The sequence below is a fragment of the Arthrobacter sp. Z1-15 genome (assembly GCF_054792395.1).
In genome coordinates this window covers 1,347,636-1,369,185 of record NZ_CP096454.1, presented here as the reverse complement: position 1 = coordinate 1,369,185, position 21,550 = coordinate 1,347,636, and the positions used below count along the sequence as shown (strand labels likewise).

At 66.8% G+C, this 21,550-nt stretch carries 19 protein-coding genes and 1 tRNA gene; 5 read left to right on the top strand and 15 right to left on the bottom strand.

Features of this window, described 5'->3' with window-relative positions:
- On the top strand, positions 1 to 654 hold the full coding sequence (locus tag M1D40_RS06300) for a hypothetical protein (protein ID WP_341392533.1): 654 nt from the start codon (positions 1 to 3) through the stop codon (positions 652 to 654).
- Between the two features lie 85 nt (positions 655 to 739).
- On the opposite strand, the gene M1D40_RS06295 is transcribed toward M1D40_RS06300, so the two are convergent.
- The 9 genes from M1D40_RS06295 to M1D40_RS06255 form a co-directional block, all read right to left on the bottom strand.
- A tRNA-Pro gene (locus tag M1D40_RS06295) sits at positions 740 to 813 on the bottom strand.
- A gap of 114 nt (positions 814 to 927) precedes the next feature.
- Positions 928 to 2,481, bottom strand: coding sequence for a ribosome biogenesis GTPase Der (gene der, locus M1D40_RS06290; RefSeq protein ID WP_152218782.1), 1,554 nt, complete (start codon positions 2,479 to 2,481; stop codon positions 928 to 930).
- Positions 2,482 to 2,673: 192 nt separating this feature from the next.
- A complete protein-coding gene (gene cmk, locus M1D40_RS06285) occupies positions 2,674 to 3,375 on the bottom strand; it encodes a (d)CMP kinase (protein WP_341392532.1) in 702 nt (233 codons plus the stop codon).
- Positions 3,372 to 4,481: a prephenate dehydrogenase gene (locus M1D40_RS06280; RefSeq protein WP_341392531.1), complete on the bottom strand. Its 1,110-nt coding sequence runs from the start codon at positions 4,479 to 4,481 to the stop codon at positions 3,372 to 3,374. The genes cmk and M1D40_RS06280 overlap by 4 nt, the downstream gene beginning before the upstream one ends.
- Before the next feature lie 3 nt (positions 4,482 to 4,484).
- Positions 4,485 to 5,750, bottom strand: coding sequence for a pseudouridine synthase (locus M1D40_RS06275; RefSeq protein ID WP_341392530.1), 1,266 nt, complete (start codon positions 5,748 to 5,750; stop codon positions 4,485 to 4,487).
- Positions 5,751 to 5,773: 23 nt separating this feature from the next.
- Positions 5,774 to 6,433 (bottom strand): SMC-Scp complex subunit ScpB, encoded by a 660-nt coding sequence (gene scpB / locus M1D40_RS06270; protein WP_341392529.1) that lies wholly within the window; start codon positions 6,431 to 6,433, stop codon positions 5,774 to 5,776.
- The gene (locus M1D40_RS06265) at positions 6,411 to 7,343 is read right to left on the bottom strand and encodes a segregation and condensation protein A (protein WP_461170570.1); all 933 of its coding nucleotides are present in this window, start codon (positions 7,341 to 7,343) and stop codon (positions 6,411 to 6,413) included. Before M1D40_RS06265 ends, scpB begins: the two co-directional genes overlap by 23 nt.
- A 5-nt stretch (positions 7,344 to 7,348) precedes the next feature.
- Positions 7,349 to 8,248 carry a ParA family protein gene (locus M1D40_RS06260; RefSeq protein WP_341392527.1) on the bottom strand — a complete coding sequence of 300 codons (900 nt, stop codon included), beginning with the start codon at positions 8,246 to 8,248 and terminating at the stop codon, positions 7,349 to 7,351.
- Between the two features lie 978 nt (positions 8,249 to 9,226).
- A complete protein-coding gene (locus tag M1D40_RS06255) occupies positions 9,227 to 10,606 on the bottom strand; it encodes a cation:dicarboxylate symporter family transporter (RefSeq protein ID WP_341392526.1) in 1,380 nt (459 codons plus the stop codon).
- 188 nt (positions 10,607 to 10,794) lie between these two features.
- Here M1D40_RS06255 and M1D40_RS06250 point away from each other — a divergent pair, with 188 nt between their 5' ends.
- Both M1D40_RS06250 and M1D40_RS06245 read left to right on the top strand, forming a co-directional pair.
- A complete protein-coding gene (locus M1D40_RS06250) occupies positions 10,795 to 12,519 on the top strand; it encodes a sensor histidine kinase (protein ID WP_461170569.1) in 1,725 nt (574 codons plus the stop codon).
- A complete protein-coding gene (locus tag M1D40_RS06245) occupies positions 12,516 to 13,280 on the top strand; it encodes a response regulator (RefSeq protein WP_341392524.1) in 765 nt (254 codons plus the stop codon). The genes M1D40_RS06250 and M1D40_RS06245 overlap by 4 nt, the downstream gene beginning before the upstream one ends.
- A 28-nt stretch (positions 13,281 to 13,308) precedes the next feature.
- On the opposite strand, the gene M1D40_RS06240 is transcribed toward M1D40_RS06245, so the two are convergent.
- On the bottom strand, positions 13,309 to 14,157 hold the full coding sequence (locus tag M1D40_RS06240) for a transporter substrate-binding domain-containing protein (protein ID WP_461170568.1): 849 nt from the start codon (positions 14,155 to 14,157) through the stop codon (positions 13,309 to 13,311).
- 185 nt (positions 14,158 to 14,342) lie between these two features.
- A complete protein-coding gene (locus M1D40_RS06235; protein WP_461170567.1) occupies positions 14,343 to 14,984 on the bottom strand; it encodes a cysteine hydrolase family protein in 642 nt (213 codons plus the stop codon).
- Positions 14,985 to 15,095: 111 nt separating this feature from the next.
- Here M1D40_RS06235 and M1D40_RS06230 point away from each other — a divergent pair, with 111 nt between their 5' ends.
- Positions 15,096 to 16,043: a GlxA family transcriptional regulator gene (locus tag M1D40_RS06230; protein WP_341392521.1), complete on the top strand. Its 948-nt coding sequence runs from the start codon at positions 15,096 to 15,098 to the stop codon at positions 16,041 to 16,043.
- Positions 16,044 to 16,063: 20 nt separating this feature from the next.
- Here M1D40_RS06230 and M1D40_RS06225 read toward each other — a convergent pair whose 3' ends face one another.
- Positions 16,064 to 16,654: a CGNR zinc finger domain-containing protein gene (locus M1D40_RS06225; protein ID WP_461170566.1), complete on the bottom strand. Its 591-nt coding sequence runs from the start codon at positions 16,652 to 16,654 to the stop codon at positions 16,064 to 16,066.
- 97 nt (positions 16,655 to 16,751) lie between these two features.
- On the opposite strand from M1D40_RS06225, the gene M1D40_RS06220 reads away from it, so the two are divergent.
- Complete coding sequence (locus tag M1D40_RS06220) at positions 16,752 to 17,840, top strand: LLM class flavin-dependent oxidoreductase (RefSeq protein ID WP_461170565.1); 1,089 nt, start codon at positions 16,752 to 16,754, stop codon at positions 17,838 to 17,840.
- 6 nt (positions 17,841 to 17,846) lie between these two features.
- Here M1D40_RS06220 and M1D40_RS06215 read toward each other — a convergent pair whose 3' ends face one another.
- Genes M1D40_RS06215 through M1D40_RS06205 form a run of 3 tightly spaced genes read right to left on the bottom strand, consistent with a single transcriptional unit; the run spans position 17,847 to position 21,545 of the window.
- Positions 17,847 to 18,824, bottom strand: coding sequence for an arsenic resistance protein (locus M1D40_RS06215; RefSeq protein WP_461170564.1), 978 nt, complete (start codon positions 18,822 to 18,824; stop codon positions 17,847 to 17,849).
- 9 nt (positions 18,825 to 18,833) lie between these two features.
- On the bottom strand, positions 18,834 to 20,003 hold the full coding sequence (locus tag M1D40_RS06210; RefSeq protein WP_461171015.1) for an ArsO family NAD(P)H-dependent flavin-containing monooxygenase: 1,170 nt from the start codon (positions 20,001 to 20,003) through the stop codon (positions 18,834 to 18,836).
- A gap of 21 nt (positions 20,004 to 20,024) precedes the next feature.
- Positions 20,025 to 21,545: an NAD(P)-binding protein gene (locus M1D40_RS06205; RefSeq protein WP_461170563.1), complete on the bottom strand. Its 1,521-nt coding sequence runs from the start codon at positions 21,543 to 21,545 to the stop codon at positions 20,025 to 20,027.
- Positions 21,546 to 21,550: the final 5 nt, after the last annotated feature.

Sequence of the window (21,550 nt, the reverse complement as noted above, 5' to 3'; positions counted from 1 at the left end):
ATGGAATCCAAGCAAGCGGTGAAACCCGGAGACGGCCACCTTCTGCCCGGCTATCACTGGTGGCAGGGACTTTCACGATCTCTGTTCCACCTGCACATCATCGGCCCGGGAGGCGGGCCGGAGACGTGGTCCATCGACATCAGGCCCGGGGGTGATGCCGACGGCGAGGTGCGCGCCAGGCTGTACCGTAACGGCGTCAACAAGGCCGTTTCACTGGTCCCCGCAGCCTTCGCCGTGCCGGGCGGCACCATCGAGGTTGAGGTCAGCAGCTTCGGGCTGAAGCGCTGCCACTATGTGAGGCTTGACGGGTCCGAGCGGCAGCTTGTGCCAGACCCGGTCTCGGCCGAGGGACGGCGGGCCCGCCTGGAGGTGAGCAACCCGGCGCTGAGCCGCGCCCTTGGCGTCATCTCGGTGATCATCCTCGCGGTCGCCGTCGTACTCGGCGTTCCGCAGATCGTCGAGCAGATCATGCTGATCCTGCCCATCGCGGACAGCATCGGTACGCTTTCCAGCCCGTTCCATCTTCCGGCAGCGGCCAACACTGCACTTTTTGTGGCGACGGTGGCAGCGAGCACCGAGCGTGCGCTCCGGCTGCGCTACAGCTGGCTCCTCGACGGGAGTGCTTTCGGCGGCGGCGCGCTCGACGGAAACTAGGACTGGCCGAGCCCTGCCTAATCGGCAAAGGGCCTGTTAAACGACAAAAGGCCCGACAAAACTTTCGTTCCATCAGGCCTAGTTGTCGGGTTGACAGGATTTGAACCTGCGACCCCCTGACCCCCAGTCAGGTGCGCTACCAAGCTGCGCCACAACCCGTTACCCGACCGGTTTGTTTCCGGCCGAACCAACTCGAATACTCTACATCATTGCCGGCGCTTTTCCCGAATCGGGGCGCCCCGGGGCCGGTCCGGCCTCCGGGGCGCTCCGCGGCTAGCGGTTCTTGCCGCGCTTTTCGCGCACGCGCATGTTCACTTCGATGGGCGTGCCCTCGAAGCCGAACGTTTCGCGCAGGCGGCGGGTGATGAAGCGGCGGTAGCCCGGATCCAGGAATCCGGTGGTGAAGAGCACAAACTTCGGCGGGCGGGAGGACGCCTGCGTGCCGAAGAGGATGCGGGGCTGCTTGCCGCCGCGCACCGGGTGCGGGTGCGCCGCAACGAGCTCGCCCAGGAAGGCATTGAGCTTGCCGGTGGGGATGCGCTTGTCCCAGCTTTCCAGTGCCTTGTCCAGGGCCGGAACGAGCTTGTCCTTGTGCCAGCCGGTCTTGGCCGAGATGTTCACGCTCGGGGCCCACTCGACGTGGGCCAGGTCGCGCTCGATCTCGATCTGCAGGTAGCGGCGGCGTTCGTCGTCGAGCAGGTCCCACTTGTTGAAGGCCAGCACCAGGGCGCGGCCGGACTCGATGGCCAGCTGCAGGATGCGTACGTCCTGCTCGCTGAGGACTTCATCCACGGCCAGGAGCACGACGGCGACCTCGGCCTTTTCCAGCGCGGACTGCGTCCGGAGCGAGGCGTAGAAGTCGGCGCCCTGCGCCATGTGCTGGCGGCGGCGGATACCGGCGGTGTCCACGAAGCGCCAGGTGCGGCCGCCGAGTTCGATGAGCTCGTCAACGGGGTCGCGGGTGGTGCCTGCGGTGTCGTCAACAACCACGCGCTCGGTACCGGCCAGCTTGTTCAGCAGCGAGGACTTGCCCACGTTCGGGCGTCCGATGAGGGCGATGCGGCGCGGGCCGCCGGACTTGTCCAGTCCGCCGTACGCAGAGTACTCGGGCAGCACCTCCATGACGGCGTCAAGCATGTCGGCGGTGCCGCGGCCGTGCAGGGCCGAGACCGGGTACGGCTCGCCGAAGCCGAGGCCCCACAGCTGGGAGGCGTCTGCTTCGTTCTGGATGTCATCCACCTTGTTGGCGACGACGATGACCGGCTTCTTCTTGCCGCGCAGCATCCGCACCACCGCTTCATCCGTGGCGGTGATGCCAACCGTGGCGTCAACCACGAGCATGACGGCGTCGGCGTGGTCCACGGCCACCTCGGCCTGGCCTGCCACGCGGGCATGGATGCCGCGGGCGTCGTGCTCCCAGCCGCCGGTGTCAACGAGCGTGAAGTTCACGCCGTTCCAGGTGGCGGGGTAGGACACGCGGTCACGGGTGACGCCGGGGGTGTCTTCGACAACTGCCTCGCGGCGGCCGAGGATACGGTTCACCAGGGTGGACTTGCCGACGTTCGGCCGTCCCACGATGGCGACGACGGGGTCCTGCAGCAGCGGTGCGTCTTCGTCGTACTCTTCGAAGCCGCCGGCCAGCAGGGCTGCGTCTTCTTCGTCGAGTTCGTAGTCGTCCAGCCCGGCGCGCAGCGTTTCAGCGCGCAGCTCGGTCTCGGCGTCGTCCATCGTGGCCAGGCGTTCGTTAACCTGGTCCTCTCCGGCCGGGATGTATTCTTCCTGGCCCGTCTCGTCGCCGGCGCTGCCGGAATATGAGGAGTTCGTCATTTTTGCTTTCTTTCCGTTGAGGTCTGCAGCACTGCAAGCAGGCCGTCTCCGGACAGTTCAGCCCGGTAAGTATTGTGAGGGGTTCTGCGGGTGATGACACCGCAGTTCCACCTGTCCATTGAAACACGTGCAGCACCGGCAGGGCATTTGGCCCAACCGGTGCACGTCCGCATCGTTTGCCCCCGCAGGGCCCTAGTGTGTGCTGGAATACACCACGTCCAGCACAGCCTGGACGGTTTCTTCGAAGTCCAGGTCGGAGGAGTCGATCGTGACCACGCCGTCGGCGGCCTGCTGGAAGTTCACCACGGTGGAATCCTTGGCGTCGCGGGTCAGGACCTGCTCCTTGAGTGCCGCAGCGCTCTGCGTGCCGCCGAGCTGCACGCCGCGGCGCCGCATCCGGGCTTCCTCGGAGGCGGTGAGCAGGATGCGCACCTCGGCATGGGGCGCGACGACGGTGGTGATGTCCCGGCCCTCGGCCACAATGCGCAGGCCGGAGTCCGCAATCAGCTGCTGCTGGCGGCGGACCAGCTCAGCACGGGCTCCGAGTGTGGTTGCCACGGCGCTGACCGAGGAGGAGACCGACGGTTCGCGGATGGCGTCCGTGACATCGCGGCCGCTGACGCGGACCCACTCGGCATCCGGAGACGTGCTGAGCTCAATGTCGGCGTTGCGGGTTGCGGCTTCGACGGCGACGGCGTCCGTGAGGTCGATCCCGGCTTCCATGCAGGAGAGCGTAACCGCCCGGTACATGGCGCCGGTGTCAAGGTAGGCGGCGCGGAGACGGCGCGCGGCTTCCCGGCTGATGCTGGATTTACCGGAGCCCGAGGGGCCGTCGATGGCCACCACGAGGGGCTTTCCCAGCCGGAACAGGGCCGGATTACGTTCTTCAGTCACTCCACTACCTTCCACCCGCGGGCGCTTAATTCATGTACGAGGTCCTGCACGCGGCTGGGCAGGACGGAAATCTCCGCCCGTCCCACCTGCTGGCCGGAGGAATGCTCCAGCCGGAGATCTTCCAGGTTCACGCCGATCTCGCCGATCTCCGTGAGCAGCCGGGCGATCTGGCCCGGGGTGTCATCCACCAGGACGGTGAAGCTGACAAAGGACTGCGGCGGCGCGCCGTGCTTGCCCGGAATCCGGGCCTGGCCGGTGTTGCCTTCGGAGATCAGCTGGGCCATGTCCAGCCGGGCGCCGTCGGCCACCGGGTCCTCCAGGGTGCTGATGAGCCGGTTCAGATCTTCCCGCACGCCGTAGAGGATTTCCACGAGCCGCGGGGCGTTGCCGGAGAGGATCTGCACCCAGAGCTTGGGATCGCTGGCAGCAATCCGCGTGACATCGCGCAGGCCGTTGCCGGCCAGCGCCATAGCCTGCGCGGGCGTATCCTGCAGCCTGCTGGCCACGAGCGAGGACATGACCTGCGGCAGGTGCGACACCAGCGCCACCGACTGGTCGTGGTCCTCGGCACTCATGCGCGAAACCACCGCCCCGAGGTCAATGACCAGCGCTTCGGCGCACTTGACAGCGTGCGGAGAGCTCTCAGCAGCAGCACAGATCACCCACGGCATGGACGTGAACAGCTCGCCGAGCGCGGCCACCGGCCCTGATTTCTCCCGCCCCGCCATGGGGTGGGTGCCCACGTAGCGGCTCAGGTCGGCACCGGAAGCACGCAGGTCCGAAAGGACCGCACTCTTGACGCTGGCAATGTCCACCACGACGGCGTCGGGCCAGTCCTTCAGGGCCTGCGCCGCCAGCGAAGCGGTGACGTCCGGCGGCGCGGCGACAACCACGAGTTCGGGCGCGAAGCCCTCCTGAACCGTTTCGAGCAGGCGGCCGGCACCGATATCCCGGGCCACGGCCGCCGTCGACGGCGAAATGTCGGACAACGCAACATCCACGCCCTGCCGGCGCAGCCCCAGACCGATGCTGGTGCCGAGCAGGCCCGTGCCGATCACGAGGACCGGGCCGGACAAATGCGTGGCGGAACCCTGTGCCGCGCCCACTGCCTAGAGGCCTACGGAGGCCAGGAGGTGACCGACTTCGGTGCGTCCGAGCACGCGGATGCTGCCCTGGCGCTGGTCGTTCACGCGGATGGGCCCCACCTGGGTGCGGACGAGGCGCTCGACCGGGTGGCCGACGGCGTCGAACAGGCGGCGGACAATGCGGTTGCGGCCGGAGTGCAGGACAACCTCGACGAGGAGGTGCCCCGGAGTGGAGTCCACCAGCTTGAAGGAGTCAACGCTGGCGAAACCGTCCTCAAGTTCCATGCCTTCGCGCATCTGGGCGCCGACGCCGTGTGCCATCGGTCCGCGGACCTGCACCAGGTAGGTCTTGGGGACCTCGTAGGACGGGTGCGTGAGGCGGTTGGCCAGCTCGCCGTCGTTGGTCAGCAGCAGCAGGCCCTCGGTGTTGGTGTCCAGGCGGCCGACGTGGAACAGGCGCTCGTGCTTGTTGGTGCTCTTCAGGAAGTCGCTGATGCAGGGACGGCCCTCGGGGTCGTCCATGGTGCAGACGACGCCGCTGGGCTTGTTGAAGACGTAGTACTTCAGGTTCTCGTCCAGCTGCAGGCGCATGCCGTCAACGTGGATGGCAACGTTCTGCGGGTCGACGCGGACGCCAACCTCGGTGACGACCTCGCCGTCGACCTCCACGCGGCCTTCGCGGATCATGTCCTCGCAGACGCGGCGCGATGCCACGCCCGCCTGGGCCATGACCTTCTGCAGGCGGATGCCCTCGGGGTCGTGGTGCTCGGAGATGACGGGCTTGGCCGGACGGCGCGTGTTGGTGCGCTTGACGGCGCCCAGGTTCTGGCCGAACCGCTCGTTGCGGAACGCGCGGTCGCCGGTCTTGCGCTGCCCGGACTGGGGTCCGCCGGTGCGCGAGGCTCCGCCGCCCTTGGTGCCGTACGGCTTGGCTGACTTGGCGCCGGCCTTGTAGCCCTCGGGCTTGAACTGGCCGGCTCCCGGCTTGGAAGCACCGGTACCGGACGGTTTGCCGGCACCCTTGCCGTCGAAGGCCCGGGAAGCGGCCGAACGGAACTTCTCAGGACGGTTTTCTGCGGACTCGTCGCGGGGCTTGTAGCCGTTGGCGCGGAATTCGCCGGCGGTCATGCCGGCGTCGCGGGCCGTGGCGGGGCGGCCGCCGGAGCGCGGGGCGCCGGTGCGGGAGCCGGCAGGCTTGGAGCCCTTACCGAAGGACCTGCCGCCGGCTGCTCCCCCGCTGCGCGGGTTGTTGCGGCCTGATCCGGATCCGGAGCGGGGTGCCTGTGTCATGAAAAATCCTTCGGGTGTAGCGGTTAGTAAGTAGTGTCTTCAAATTCAGCCAGGTTTTCCAGCCCGGGCAGGTGCGGCGCGAGCCGCGGAAGTTCGTCGAGGCCGCCCAGTCCGAGCCGTTCCAGGAAGTACGGCGTGGTCCGGTACATCATGGAGCCCGTTTCGGCTTCCATGCCGGCTTCGTCGATGAGACCGCGCTGGACCAGGGTCCTAACCACGGAGTCGACGTTGACGCCCCGGATGGCTGATACCCGCGCCCTGGAAACAGGTTGCCGGTAGGCAATCACTGCCAGGGTTTCCAGGGCCGCCTGAGTCAAACGTGAACTCTGGCCGCCCAGGACGAACTTCGAGACCGCGGGTGCAAACTCGGCGCGGGAGTAGATCCGCCAGCCGCCGGCCACATCCCGCAGTTCAAAACCTCGCATTGAAGTAAAACCACGTACTGTGCCACCGGGTCCTCCCCCAGTATAGCCGTCATACTCGCGCTGCAGTTCCGCCAGGATGTCCTCGACCTGCCCTGCCGGGACTTCCAGGACAACGGCCAGCTCCGCGGCGGTGACCGGCTCGTCAACCACCATGAGCACAGCTTCGACGGCCGCCCGGAGATCCGGGCGTTCCGGATCGGTCCCGGCCGGTGCGGCAGGGACGGGTGTCTCCCGATCAGCGGGCGGGTTCTGCTGCATGTTCCTCCAGTGTGATGGGGCTGTGGCCCGGATCGTCGGCGGCGCTGTCTGCTCCGCTGCCGCCGAGACTGCTGCCTTCTTCTCCGCGGTGGTCCGCCCGCAGCGGCCAGGTGCCGGGCGCCGCCGCCCAGCTGATGAGCAGCTCCCCCAGTGGGTCGGGCTGGTCAAAGGCCACGGCGCCGTCACGGAACAGCTCCAGAAGCGCCAGGAAGCGGGCCACCGCAACCGAGCTGCCGGCGTCGTGCACCAGTGCCGTGAAAGTAAGCCTTCCCGCGGCCATCAGGCGCTTCGCCACAATGTCGGTCTGTTCCCGCACGCTGACCTTGGGCGCATGCAGGTGGGTCAGCCCCACCGTGGTGGGCGCCGCCTCGCGGGGAGTCAGTGCTTTGGCCGCCAGGGCCGCAAAGTCCTCGGGCACGGTGCGCCAGATCAGGTCAGGAAGCATGGCCGCAAAGCGCGGTTCGAGGGAGACCTGCCGGGGGAAACGCTCGGCTTCGTCGCGCAGGCGGGCGTCGAGGATGGCCGCAATCTGCTTGAACGCCCGGTACTGCAGGAGGCGGGCGAACAGCAGGTCCCGTGCCTCCAGCAGAGCCACGTCTTCAGCATCCTCGACGTCTCCGGCCGGGAGCAGCCGGGCCGCCTTCAAATCGAGCAGAGTGGCGGCAATGACCAGGAACTCGCTGGCTTCATCCAGCGCCCACGCCTGGCCCTCCGCGCCCAGGTCCCGTATGTAGCCGATGAAGTCGTCGGTGACTGCTGCCAGGGCAATTTCGGTGATGTCCAGCTCGTGCTTGGAGATCAGCCCGAGCAGGACATCAAACGGGCCGGTGAAGTTCTGCAGCCGGACCCGGAAGCCCCGGACGGCCGGGCGGGATTCTGGCGTGCCGGATTCTGGCGTGCCGGGTTCCACGATCGTTAGGGGGCGCCGCCGCGGGAGATCAGTTCCTTGGCGAGGCGGCGGTAGGAATCAGCGCCCGGGTGGTTGCCCGCGTAGGTGGTGATCGGCTCGGCGGCCACTGTGGCGTCGGCAAACTTGATGGTGCGCTTGATGACGGTTTCGAAGACCTTGTCCCCGAACGCTTCAACAAGGCGGGAGATGACTTCCCGGCTGTGGAGGGTTCGTGCGTCATACATGGTGGCGAGCACGCCGTCGATCTGCAGGCCCGGGTTCAGGCGGTCCTGGACCTTCTCGATGGTCTCCACCAGCAGCGCCACGGCACGGAGGGCGAAGAACTCGCAGATCAGCGGGATGATCACGCCGTGCGCCGCGGTCAGTGCGTTGACCGTCAGCAGTCCCAGGGAGGGCTGGCAGTCGATGAGAATGACGTCGTAGTCATCCGACACCTTGCGCAGGGCGCGTTCCAGAACCTGCTCGCGCGCAACCTCGTTGACCAGCTGCACTTCGGCGGCGGAGAGGTCGATGTTGGCGGGCAGCAGGTCGATGTTCTCGATGCCGGTTTCGTGGATGGCCTCACGGATATCCACTTTGCGGTCCATCAGCACGTTGTAAACGGTAAGGTCCAGCTCGTGGGGATTGGTGCCAAGCCCGGCGGAGAGTGCGCCCTGGGGGTCAAAGTCGACCAGGAGGACCTTGCGGCCGGCTTCAGCCAGTGCGGCGCCGAGGTTAATGGTGGAGGTGGTTTTACCCACGCCCCCCTTTTGATTCACCATGGCAATAATCCGCGCGGGGCCGTGCGAGCTCAGCACCGGAGGCTCGGGGAATTCCGTCAGCGGGCGTCCGGTCGGCCCCATCACGGAATCGGCTGCGTCCTGTGTTGCGTCCTGCAGAGTTGTTGAACTCTGATCGCTGCTCACGTAATAATCCACGCTTCCGTCTCTAGCTGTCCTGCGGGCTGTCCCTGTCAAGATTACAGCCGTGCAACACCTATACCGCGAATCGGTGGCGCGGAGTGCCGCGAGCCTTGACTCTCAACTAGAGGTCGAACCTTTCGTTCGGGCGTGTCCGGTTCCGCAATGCCTTCCCCCGAGTGTTTCGCACTGACTGCCTCGGTTTTGCTGCCGTTTTGGGAATTCCCTTCGGTTTGGGATTTCCGAGGGTCGGTCTCCGGGCGCCCACTGGTACGACTGAGCGTTCAGCTAGGGTCCAGGCGCGCCAGGGATGTACTCACCTGTTGACACGGGTTTTCTCAGCCCGTTTTATGTGAGAACCGGAGGGCAATATCTTTCGCCGGCCTGCTCGCTAATCCACGGAATTGGACAAAGGACCGGACACAGATGACATATGAAGTGGCTGTATGGGTAGGCAGAATCATTCCGCTACTCTGCTTGGTCGGAATCTGCACGTTTGTGTATCTGGTAGCGAAGCGCAGGGCGCCGACGTCCTATCCCCCCGGCTCAGGAATACGTTTCTTCGACCGGGATGGAAACGAAGTTACGGGGCGAAGGCGCATCGTCATGACGAGCTTGATGGTCGTTGCACTGATCGCCCTCTTGGTTGCGGCGGTTCTCCCTTGGCTCTGAGCGGTGACCGCAACGAAACATCGAGCGGGCACTGCGCCCAGCGACCGATTCTCTCGAAAGCATGCCTTCGGAATTGACCGGGCTGGCGGGCAGGGAACGGCCGGATCACATCGCGGGGATCGAGCCGCGGGGATTCGTCCTTACTCACTGCCGGGCTGGGCCGCACAGCCGGCCGTGCGTCCCGCCCAGGCCGCGAAACGCCGAAGGGCGCTCCCGCTGAAACTGCGGGAACGCCCTTCGGCATAAGGGGCCTGACTGGCCCCAGGGGACCGGACTGGAACCGAAGTTCCGGAGCAGGGCCCGGCAGAAACCCTAGCGGGCTGCCGCTGCTGCCAGTTCGGGTTCGGCGGCGGGAGCCTGAGGCTCACCGTGGCCGTCGTCCATGGTGGACTCGTCAAACGGGCGTTCGCGGTTCAGCACCGCGTTGACCTGGCCCTTGTCGATTTCCTTGGTCCAGGTACCGATCAGGACCGTGGCGACGGCGTTGCCGGTGAAGTTGGTCAGCGCGCGGGCTTCGGACATGAAGCGGTCGATGCCGACGATCAGGCCGACACCCTCCACCAGGTCCGGGCGGTGGGACTGCAGTCCGCCGGCCAGCGTGGCCAGCCCGGCACCGGTGACGCCGGCGGCACCCTTGGAGGCAATGATCATGAAGACCAGCAGCGAGATCTGCTCGCCGAGTTCCAGTGGCATGTTCATGGCGGAGGCCACGAACAGGGCGGACATCGTGAGGTAGATGGCGGTGCCGTCCAGGTTGAACGAGTACCCCGTGGGTACGGTCACGCCAACCACGGGCTTGGACACGCCCAGGTGCTCCATCTTCGCGATCAGGCGCGGCAGGGCAACCTCGGAGGATGAGGTGGAGAAGATCAGCAGGTATTCGCGGCCCAGGTAGCGCATGAGCTTGAAGATGTTCACGCCGGTGCACAGCTTGAGCACTCCGCCCAGGACGACGACGATAAACAGCGCACACGTGATGTAGAAGGCGATCATCAGCACGGCCATGCTCTTGATGGCGTCCACGCCGGTTTCCCCGACGACGGCGGCGATGGCACCGAAGGCGCCGATGGGCGCCAGCCACATGATCATGCCCAGGATGCGGAAGACCAGCTTCTGGATCTGGCCGATCAGGGTGAGGATGGGTGCCCCCGTGGAGCCCATCTTCTGCAGCGCGAATCCGACCAGCAGCGCCACAAAGAGGGTCTGCAGGATGCTTTCGCCGGTCAGCGAGGCCAGCAGCGTGGTGGGGATGATGCTGAGGAGGAAACCGGCCATGCCTTCGGCGTCCTCGGACACCTCCGGGGCGTCGCCGGCGCCGGCGGCGATGTTCAGGCCCTCGCCCGGGTGGATCAGGTTACCGACGACGAGGCCGATGGCCAGCGCGAAGGTGGACATGAGGATGAAGTACCCAAGGGCCAGCCCGCCCACCTTGCCCACTGTTGCTGCTTTGGCGATCGAGCCGATGCCGAGGACAATTGTGCAGAAGATGACCGGAGCGATCATCATTTTGATCAATCCGATAAATGCGGTGCCGATGGGCTTCAACTCTTTGGCGAATTCAGGCTGCACCAGACCCAGGGTGGCACCGAGCACCACCGCGAGAATTACGGCGATGTACAAAAAGTGTGTTCTGTCCTTCTTGCGCGGGCTCTTCGGTGAGCCGGCGCCGCCGGGAATGGTGGCAGATGCCATGTGTGCTGCTCCTAGGCTGGTTCCAATGTGTTCCTGGGCGGCACCGAGACTGCGGTTCTCCGCTTTACGCGGAGCCGTACGTGAAACGCCGGGAACGGAAGTTCGTCGTACACATCGTCATCCGGTCCTGTGACGACTGTCACGATTGTGGTCATACTGTTCTCAAGTGCCTGAGCAAAAGGAAAAAATTGCGGAAGTGGAGTTTGGCCAGCCGGCTGCTTATCGGGCAGCTGGTTTTTATTGTGTGCCTTTCACTGGGACTGTCACTGGTGCTGTATTTCCAGGCGGAGCGGGACAGCCACGAGGAATCTTCCGAACGGATGCTCTCCGTGGCCGGAACGGTGGCCGCTGACCCCGTCGTGCAGGAATCGGTAACCGCAGCAGATCCGAGCAGCGTCCTCCAACCGTTTGCCCTCCGGGTGATGGGCGCAGCCAACATCGATTTCCTCACCATCATGGCTCCGGACCGCACCCGCTTCACCCACCGCAACGGGGAACAAATCGGCAGGAAGTACCTCGGCTCCGTGGATCAGGCCCTGGGCGGACAGTCCTTCACCGAGACTTACTCGGGCACGCTGGGACCGTCCGTCCGCGCCGTCGTCCCCGTGCTGGGCCCCGACGGCGAGGTGACGGCGCTGGTGGCCGCAGGAATCACCGTGGACCGGGTGGCCATTGCCCGCAACGCCCAGCTGCCGGCGGTCTTTCTCACGGCCCTGGGTGCACTGGCCTGCGGAACGCTCGCGTCCTACGTCCTCAGCCGCTATCTGCGACGCACCACCCAGGACCGGCGGCCGGACGAGCTTCGGAGCATGTTCGCGTTTTACGGCTCCGCACTCCATTCACTGCGCGAGGGCCTGGTGCTGCTCAACAATGACGGCAAGGTAGTGCTTTACAACGACCGGGCTGCCGCCCTGCTGGGACTTGCTCCCGATAACCGCGGCGTCCCCCGGGACCCGCGGGCGCTGGGGCTCCCCGCACCGCTTGCGGACCTGCTGCATGAGGGCCGGAGCGCCGAAGATGAATTCCACTTCTCCTGCGACCGGATCCTGGTGGTGAACCAGGCCCCCGCGCTGGCTCCGCAGGGACACGGCGGCAGGCCGGATGCACCCGAGGCACAGCGCTTCGGCACCGTGACCACCCTGCGGGACCACACCGACATTGAAGCTCTGACCGGAGAACTGCAATCCATGCGCACGCTGACCGACGCCCTCCAGTCCCAAGCCCACGAACATGCCAACCGGCTTCACACCCTGGTATCACTGATCGAACTGAACCGGCATGCGGACGCCCTGGACTTCGCCACCCGCGATCTGGAGCTTTCCCAGCAGCTGGCGGACGACGTCGTCGCCTCCGTGGGCGAGCCCGCCCTGGCCGCGCTGCTGACCGGCAAGTCAGCTCAGGCCCGCGAGCGCGGCATTGCGCTGGAGATTGATCTGGATTCAGCAGCGCCGGACAGCGGCGAACAGCCGGGGCTGGACCCGGGCGAGCTGGTGACCATTGTCGGGAACCTCATCGACAACGCCTTTGACGCAGCGCAGGGCGTGCCCGGTGCAACCGTGAAGGCGCGCTTCGCACTGGTGCAGCGGGGCGGCCGGACCTGGTTTGAAATTGAGGTGCAGGACAACGGGCCGGGCATCCCCGAGCTGGACGCGGGGCGGATTTTTGATCAGGGTTTCAGCACCAAGGACCCGAAGGTGCTGCTGCCGTCGGGGACCGGCGCAACCGGGCGCGGGATCGGGCTGCCCCTGGTGCGTCAGGCAGTCCTGAGGCTGGGAGGAACCCTGCAGCTGGATCCCGGCGGCCGGCCCGGCTGCGGAGCGGCCTTCACGGTTCGGCTCCCCCTTTTCGGCACGCTTCCCCTGCCAGCCGCTGACCCGGGCACGCTCCCTGATGCGCCTGCGGTGAGCAAATGAACGCCGAGCGGAACATCACCGTCCTGGTGGTCGAAGACGATGCCATTGTCGCCGAAGCGCACGCGGAATACGTCCGGCGCTCCCCCGGGTTTGCCCTGGCCGGCGTCGTGCATTCCGGCACTGACGCGATCACGTTCCTCAACACCTCCGCCACGGGGCGCAGCGGTTCGGTGTCCGACGGCGGGCTCCCGGTGCACAACGGACCGGGCCGCGCCACCGAGCCGGCAGTGGACCTGATCCTGCTGGACATGAACCTTCCGGACCTTCACGGCTTGGACGTGCTGCGCCGCATCCGCGGTGCCGGTGTCCCTTCCGACGTCATCGCCATCACCGCGGTGCGGGATCTCGCCGTCGTGCGCGGAGCCATGTCGGCGGGCATCGCCCAATACCTCATCAAGCCGTTCACCTATTCGGCGTTCAGCGCCAAGCTGGCCGCCTACCGGGAGTACCACGTGAACCTGGCCGGGCAGGGAACTTCAGCCACCCAGTCCGAGGTGGACCGGGCCCTCGCCGCACTGCGCCCCAATGTGCCTACTGTCCTGCCCAAGGGGCTGTCCCCCGACACTCTGGAGACGGTGTCTGAGCTGCTGAAGAATGCTGGTGCACCGATGTCCGCCAGCGAGGTCTCCGCCGCACTGACGATGTCCCGCATCACCGTCCGGCGCTACCTGGAGCATCTGGGCGACCAGCGTGCAGTGCTGCGCACTCCCCGCTACGGCACCCGCGGCCGGCCGGAGCTGGAGTACAGCTGGCGGCGGTGATGCCGTTTCTGGAGTGTCCCCTGCCTACTCAGCTGGAGCCAAACCACGGTGCTTTGGCGGCGGCATACGTTCCGTCATTCACGGCCATGTTCAACCACTGGTCTACGTACTCCTGGAACACTTCGTCGCCGCGCGGGAGGAGGTAGGCCTTCTGGGAGAAATCGAAGGGCGTGTCCGGGTGTACTGCGCACAGCTCCGGATGCTGATTGGCTACCCACCTGGTCTCGGAAGCATCGGTGGTCATCACATCGGCACGCCCGGCAATGATCTCGTCGAAGATCGTGTTGTTGTCCTCGAAGCGGATAATCTCCCCCTTCGGGTAATGTGCGTCGGCAAACTTCTCATTAGTGCCGCCAATGGGAGTAATGGACCGGACGCCGGGCTGGTTGATTTCCTCGACGGTGTCGTACTTCTCCACGTTTTCGCACAGCGTGATCGGCGTTTTTCCCTCATCGAGCGTGGCCGTTGTAAAAAAGGCCTGTTCCGCACGCTCCATGGAAATGGAAATGCCGCCCACCCCGACGTCGCAGCCGGCAAGGAAGTCGGGCATGAGGGTGGCCCACGTTGTTTGAACGAATTCGACGTCAACGTCCATCCGCTTCGCCAGATCCCGGGCCATATCGATGTCGATACCGCTCCATTCCTCCGTCTCGGGATCGAGATAGGTGAACGGCCGGTAGTCGCCTGTAGTGCAGACCTTCAAAGTCCCGTCAGCCAGGACGCCGTCGAGCCGCGACTCCCCGGAAGAACCGGCACCCGCGCTGCTGCCGCCGTCAGCACCGGGCCCGGCATCTTCGTCCTCCCCCGCGCTGGACGTACAACCGGTCAAGGCGATGAGGCCCAGAGTGATACAGGCAGCCAGCATTCTCGATCTCATGGGCGTACATCCTTCTTCCGGACCAGCGTCGGTCATTGTGCTCGCAGTGCTGAGCATACGGACAATCCGGATACCGCGGATCTTCGTTACGGGGCAGTTCACAACCCGCACGGGTCCCCCGCTCTAGGGGGCCGGGCATCCGGCGCCCCCGTATGCAGACGTCGGCGTCGACCTGCCCTCGGTGATCAGGCCACCGGCTGGAACGCCGCCCGTCCCTGCATTGCCGAGGCGCCCAGGTCGCTCTGGGGCAGGGCAGTGCCCGCTTCCACGGCCCGCACCCACTCCTGCGCCGTGGCAACAGCGGCGAAATTGGACTGCAGCAGAACCATAAGAGCTTCATGCACCTGCCGGGCGCTGACCTGCCCCGCCTCGTTGGCCAGATGGATGGCACCGCTCGCATCCGAGAGCACTTCCACCGCAAAACCCAGCGGCTCGGCCGCGGCTGCGGTGGCGAGGTCGCAGTTGTTGGTCATGTAGCCGGCCAGGGTGATGGTGTCGATGCCGTTGTCCCTCAGCCAGGACTCGAAATCCGTGCCGGCAAAAACGCTCGCGTAGCTCTTGCCGATCCGCTTCCAGGAATCCCTGCGGCGGGAGGCGACGTCGGGGTGCAGGTCCCAGCCCCGGGAACCTTCCGCGAAGACCGGTGAACCGGCGGGTGCCTCGTGCTGTACGACGACGACGGGCAGCCCCTGCGCCTCGGCAGCGTCAATGATGCTGGTGATGTTGGCCAGGGACTCGCTGCGGTCCGGGTACTGGATCTCCAGCGGTCCGCCGAAGTATTCATTCTGTACGTCAACAATGACGAGTGCGCGGTTCGGTTGTGCCATGGTGCAGACTCCCGTGAAATTGGCCCGGTGGGTGGATGTTTCCAGCATGGCAGTGCACGGCCCCGTACAGTGAGTGGCAGATATGCACACTTTCGATGAGAATGGGCCACGATGAAGATTGCCATCCATGCCTTCGACGGAATCACCCTGTTCCACTTGGCCACGCCCCTGCTGGTGTTCGGCGAAGTGTCGCGCCTGGGCCTGGCGGCCGACTGGGAGACCGGCGTCTTCACCGAGACGGGAGCGCCTGTCCGCAGCGCCGAAGGCTATCTGGTGGACGGTGTGGTCAACCTTGAGTTCGTTCGGGACGCCGACCTCGTGGTCTTCCCGTCCTGGCTGCCCGAGCTCCCCGAGCCGGCCAATGATCTGCTGGGACTGGTCCGCACGTCCCACGCGCGTGGAGCCGGCATTGCCGGACTGTGCCTGGGCGCATACCCGGTGGCCCGCAGCGGCGTGCTTGACGGACGCACGGCGGTTACGCACTGGGAGTCCGCCAGGGACATGGCCGCCTCACAGCCGGCCGTCCAGTTCGACGATTCCGCGCTCTACATTGACCACGGGGACGTGCTGACCTCAGCGGGGACTGCCTCTGCCCTGGACGCCTGCCTGCATATTGTGCGGACACACCTCGGCTCCGCGGCAGCAGCGGACGTGGCACGGCACATCGTCGTCGCTCCGCACCGCGAGGGCGACCAGGCCCAGTACATCGCCCGCCCGGTTTCTGATTCCGAACTGGCAGGGCCCCTCGGCAGGACAATCCAGTGGGCGCTGGCCAACCTCGACCAGGATCTGACCGTGGACGTGCTGGCGGCACACGCCGTCATGAGCAAGCGCAATTTCACTCGCAGATTCCAGGAAACCACGGGCCTGCCCCCGGCACGGTGGGTTCTCGGCAGGCGCCTTGACGAGGCTCGGCTGCTGTTGGAGACCACAGCCTGGAGCATCGCGCGGATTGCCGACGCCTGCGGTTTTGGCAGCCCGGTGACCTTCCGGCAGAACTTCATCGGCGCATATTCCACCACGCCAACGTCTTACCGCACGCGCTTCACCAACCGCTGAATCCGGTTCCTCCGCGGTCCTTACTCCGCCCGGGCCCTGTCCAGCCTGCGGGCGTAGGACCGGTTGGCCCGCTGCCGGGCGCCGCACCGCTCCGAGCACCACTGCCGGCGCGCGTGCGTGCGGACCATGAACCGGTCACACGGTGCCGCAGCACAGGATGCCAGGCGCCCGGCGTCGGGACCTGTCAGCAGTTCCGCCGCATCCTCGGCAATTTGTGCCATGGCGTGGGCCACAACCCGGCTCAGCGGATGAATGTGCCCCCGCACCAGCCCGGCTTCCGGGGAGTAGTGCAGCGGTGCCGCGCTGGGTACTGCGGTCAACGCCTGGTTGAGGCCGTCCAGCGCGGCAGGCGCGGGCGCCGTGCCCTCGGTACGGAACCGGAAGGTCTCCCGCAGATCCCCTCTCAGGCCGGCAAGCTGCAGCTGGCAGTAGGAGAGCAGGCCGGTGCCTTCCGGGGCGAGACCGTGGCTGACAAGCCAGGCCGTGGCGTCTTCCGGGCTGTTCAACTCGTCAATCCGCAGCCCGCCGGGAAGGGTAACGATGCTGTTCGCCAGTGCGAGGCTGAGGTGCCCGGCCGTTCCCGGAGCCGGAGGGAGTGGGACGCTTGTCATAGGACTCACGGTATCAGTTGCACTTTGCCGTGATAAACCCCTAGGGTGGTGGTCTCACGTCAAAAATGTAGTTATACCGTGATATGCGAGGCGTTTCATGAACCACCCCCATCCTTCCGGCACCGCCCCCTTCGTGCTTTCCGTCCTCGACAACGCCTTCACCGGTGTCGGCCGCCGGGTCACCGAAACATACGAGGAAATCATCTCCTTGGCCAAGCTTGCGGACCGCCGCGGGTTCCAGCGGTTCTGGATGTCCGAGCACCACGCCATGCCCGGCGCCGCCATCCCGGCGCCGCTGCTCATGGCCGCCCGGCTCACCGGAGAAACCGAACGCATTCGCCTCGGCGCCGGCGGAATCATGCTGCCCAACCATGTGCCGCTGGCGGTCGCCGAACAGGTGGGAATGTTGGAAACGCTGGCTCCCGGGCGCATCGACGTCGGCCTGGGCCGGGCCCCGGGAACGGACGGCGCCACGGCAGCCGCCCTGCGCCGCCATGCCTCCGCCAATGAGGAGTTCCTGGAACAGATCGCCGAACTGCTCGGATTCCTGGGCAACGACTTTCCACAGGGCCACCCTTATGCGGGTGTGCCTGCCGTTCCGGGCCCCTGGCAGGCGGACGAGAACCGGGTGCCGCGCTCCGACACGTCCGCAGACGTCTGGATTCTCGGGTCATCGGTCTATTCAGCACAGGTTGCGGCGCGGCTGGGCCGCCCCTATGCCTTCGCGCTGCAGTTCGGCAGCGCGGACATTCTCAATGCCATGCGCATTTACCGCGAGAACTTCCGTCCCTCGCCCTTCCTGGACAGGCCCTACAGCCTGGTGAGCATCGGTGCCATTGCCGACGAGGATCCGGCGGAGGCACGCCGGCAGTCCACCTCCACAGCCATGGCCATGCTGCGCATGTTCCAGCGCAAGCCCTTCGCGCTGCTGCCGCCTGAGGAAGTCGCCGCCTACCCCGCCAACTTCCAGGAGCGGCAGGTGCTGGAGGAATACACGGACCGCACCCTGCACGGGACCGCCGAGGAAGTGGCCGCCGGGCTGGAGGATCTCCAGCGCCACACCGGTGTTGATGAAGTGATGCTGGTGGTGTCGGGGTATTCGCGCCGTGCCCAGTCGCACACGCTGGACCTGCTGGCGGACCACTACGGCATGCCGGCCGCCCTAAGCGTACTGAACCGGGTTTAGCCCGCCCTAGGCATCAACAGGGGTGCGGACAATCCGCGGGATGAGCCGGACAAACACCACCATGCCGATCAGTTCAACGAGGGTCTGCGTGACCACGACAACGGAAACCAGAGCCAGCGGTGCCGGCAGGGCCAGCGCCAGGGGCAGCACCACCAGGGAGTTCCGCGTGGCGCCGCTGAAGATGACGGCACGGGTTCCCGGCACATCCAGTCCGGCCACCCGTGCCGTCAGCAGTCCCACCGGAACCATGACGGCCAGGAAGGCGGCGTACAGCGGAACAACGGTCGCCAACAGGGCCAGCTGGTCCCCGACGCCGCTGATCTGGGACCCGATCACCACGGCAAGCGTGAGCATCATCAGCGGCACCATCAGCGCCTGCATCAACCGCATCAGCCCGGCGGCGAAAGCAAAACGGCGCGCCGCCGCCTGCGTCAGCGCCGCCAGGCCCAGCGGCAGGAGAATCAGGAACACCAGGGCTTCCGCAAAGGGCCCCGGCTCAACGGCGGCCACGATGCCGGGTCCGGTGAACGCCAGCAGATATACGGGCAGCAGGAGCATTTGCAGCAGCATCAGGATCGGAGCAGCTGCGAGCAGCCGCTCGCTCGCTCCTCCGGCCAGCCCGGAAAAGACGATCACGTAGTCAATACAGGGAGTCAGCAGCACCATCACGACACCCACCAGGAGCGCTTCCTCCCCTGCGACAAACCGTGAGAGCACAAAGACCACGGCGGGAACCAGCACGAAATTCAGGACCAGGACGGCGGCCATGAACCTGCCGTCCCGGACAGCGCGGTGCAGCCGGCCAAAGGGAATTCCGAGGAACGTCGCGAACAGCAGTGCACCGAGGACGGGATTGATCGCCGATTCCAGCACCGGTGCAGCGGACGGAAGCAACCATCCAAAGATCCCCCCACCCAGCAGCGCCGCAAGGTACAGCGCAATCTGGTGGCGTTCCAGGCGGACGACGGCGGCGGGTAGTGTCACTTTCCCATCCTACGGACGGGGTGAACCGGCCGGATGTGCAGCCGCCGCGGAAGCCGCGGCGGCCACGGTTTCCCGGGCCGCGGCGCCGACACCGATCAGGGTGGCCGACGCCGGCCCGCACCAGTCCCCGTAGCCCAGGAAAAACAGCCCGCGGCTGTCCGCCGAACGGGTGGCCGGCGGCGGTTCCGTTGCCGGGGCTCCGTTCCGGGTCCGCAGTGACAGGGGCTGCAGGTGCGCCAGTCCGGGCCGGAAGCCGGTGCACCACAGAATCACGTCCGCTGCTGACTGCTCTCCGTTCTCCCATTCCACTCCGTTAGGGAGGAACCGGGAGAACATCGGCCGGGCCTGCAGCAGTCCGGCGTCGCGCGCTTCCCGCACCGGCGGAACGGCCACAATGTCACCCAGGGACGCCGCGGTGCCGGGGCTGGGCTCGCCGGCAGCGAGGGCACGGACATGGCGGGTGGCGATCCGGAACAGCTCCCTGCCGTCCACATCGTCGGGAAGGTAGCGCGGCGGCTTCCGCGTCACCCAGGTGACCGATGCGGCCGGGGCAAGGTCCGCGGCGATCTGTGCGCCCGAGTTGCCGCCGCCCACAACAACCACGTTCAGCCCGGCAAAGGGATCCGCTCCCCGGTAATCCGCGGTGTGCAGCTGCCGGCCTTCAAACAACTCAGCGCCGGGCAGCTGCGGGAGGTACGGGGTGTTCCAGGTCCCGGTGGCGCTGATAACGGCCCGGCTGGTCCACCGGCCCCGGGTGGTGTCCGTGATGTATTCGCCGTCCGCAGCAGCGTGAACAGCCGTGGCCCGGACCGAGCGGTAGACGCGAAGGTCATACCGGGCCTCGTAACGGCTCAGGTATTCCGTGACATGGCCCGCCGCGGGGTTGCCTTGGCCCGTACAGGCAGGCATCTGATAGCCGGGCAGGGAGCTGTACGCCGCCGGGGAAAACAGCTCGAGGCTCGCCCAGTAGTCCTGCCAGGCGCCGCCCGGTTCCCGGTTCGCGTCGAGGATCGCGAAGCTCGGAGCCGGTCCGGACCTGCCCGAGGCCTCGTCGCGCCGCAGGCGGTTGAGGTAGTAGCCTGCGGCGAGTCCGGCCTGCCCGCCGCCGATGACCAGGACGTCCACGTCACCGCCCCCTGCGGCGGGAAATGCTTCCTGACCCGTGCCCGTTTCCTGCATAGTCACTTCCCCGGCCCGGTCCTAGTTCTCCCGCTCCGCGGAACGGCCGTGGGCCAGCCCGGTGGGAATGCCGAGGAACGCCGGCTCGGGTGTCGAGCAGCAGGATGACTCACCCTGTCCCGCGGCCGGAACTGAAGCCGCCGGTTCGGGAATTCCGCAGCAGGACGCTTCAGCCGCGTCGCCGGCCGGAGCTGCCGCCGGTTCCGGCGCACAGCAGGCGGTCCCGCCCTGCCCGGATGCCGCGGCGTCGGTGTCGCAGCTGCCGCCCAGATCCGTGGAGCAGACGCCGGTTTCGGGCAGGACCAGCTGCACGTCGTCGGCCGCCTTCTGATCACCGGCGAGGGCCGCGGCGATGGAGCGGACCTGCTCGTAGCCGGTGGCCATCAGGAAGGTGGGTGCCCGTCCGTAGGATTTCATCCCCGTGACGTAGAAGTCCTTTTCGGGGTGGGACAGGAGCCTGGCGCCGTGCGGCTCCACCGTGCCGCAGCTGTGGAATTCGGGGTCGATGAGCGGACCGAGGGCCCGCGGTGCCTCCACGGCAGGGTCGAGGTCGAGGCGGATCTCGCGGAGCATATCCAGGTTCGGGCGGAACCCGGTGGCCGGGACCAGCAGGTCCACTGCCAGCTGGGTTTCGCCGGAGGGGGTGGCCCCTGCAACGGAAAGGGACTCGGCGCTCTTGAAACCGGTGATGGTGAAGGAGGTGTGCAGTTCAATGCGTCCGCCCTCCACCAGGCCGCGCAGCCGGCTGCCGAGGGCTCCGCGCGCGGGCAGCCCGTCGAGGTCACCCCCGCCGTAGACGCCGGCAGCGGAGGCGCGTCGGATCGCCCAGCTGATCCGGGTGCCGGGCTCCTGCTCAGCGAGCTCGCCGAGGGCCAGCAGGGTGTTGGCCGCAGAGTGTCCGGCCCCGACCACCAGGACGTGTTTGCCGGCAAAGCGCGCACGGTCCCGGCCCGTGACATCGGGCAGCGGGGGCGTGATGAGGCCGGCCGCATAGGCGTCGGCTTCGCCCGGTGCCGGAAGTCCGGACTGTCCGAGCGGGTTCGGAGTGCTCCACGTTCCGGACGCGTCAATGACCGCCCGGACCCGGTGATCCGTGATCGTCCCGTCGGCATCGCGGACACGGACCAGGAACGGAACCTTGTCCCGTCCGCCGGTGCGCGTCTTGTCCAGGCCTTCGCGGCTCACGGCGAGGACTTCGCAGGAGGTGTGCAGGGCGTCCCGGACCGCGGGAAGCGAAGCCAGCGGCCGGAGGTAGTGCTCAACGAGCTCGGCGCCGGTGGGCAGGACGTCGGCGTCCGGTTCCCGCCAGCCGGCGGCTGTGAGCAGGCGGCGGGCGGCGGCGTCGACGTCGTACTGCCAGGGCGAGAACAGGCGGACGTGTCCCCAGGCGCTGACCGCGGCGGCCGGAGCGTTCCCGGCCTCGAAGATGAGGGGCGTCAGGCCGCGTTCGAGCAGGTGTGCCGCCGCAGCCAGTCCAACCGGGCCGGAGCCGATCACGGCGACGGGAAGTGCGGACAGTCCGGCTTCAGTGTTCTCAGGCATGGGGT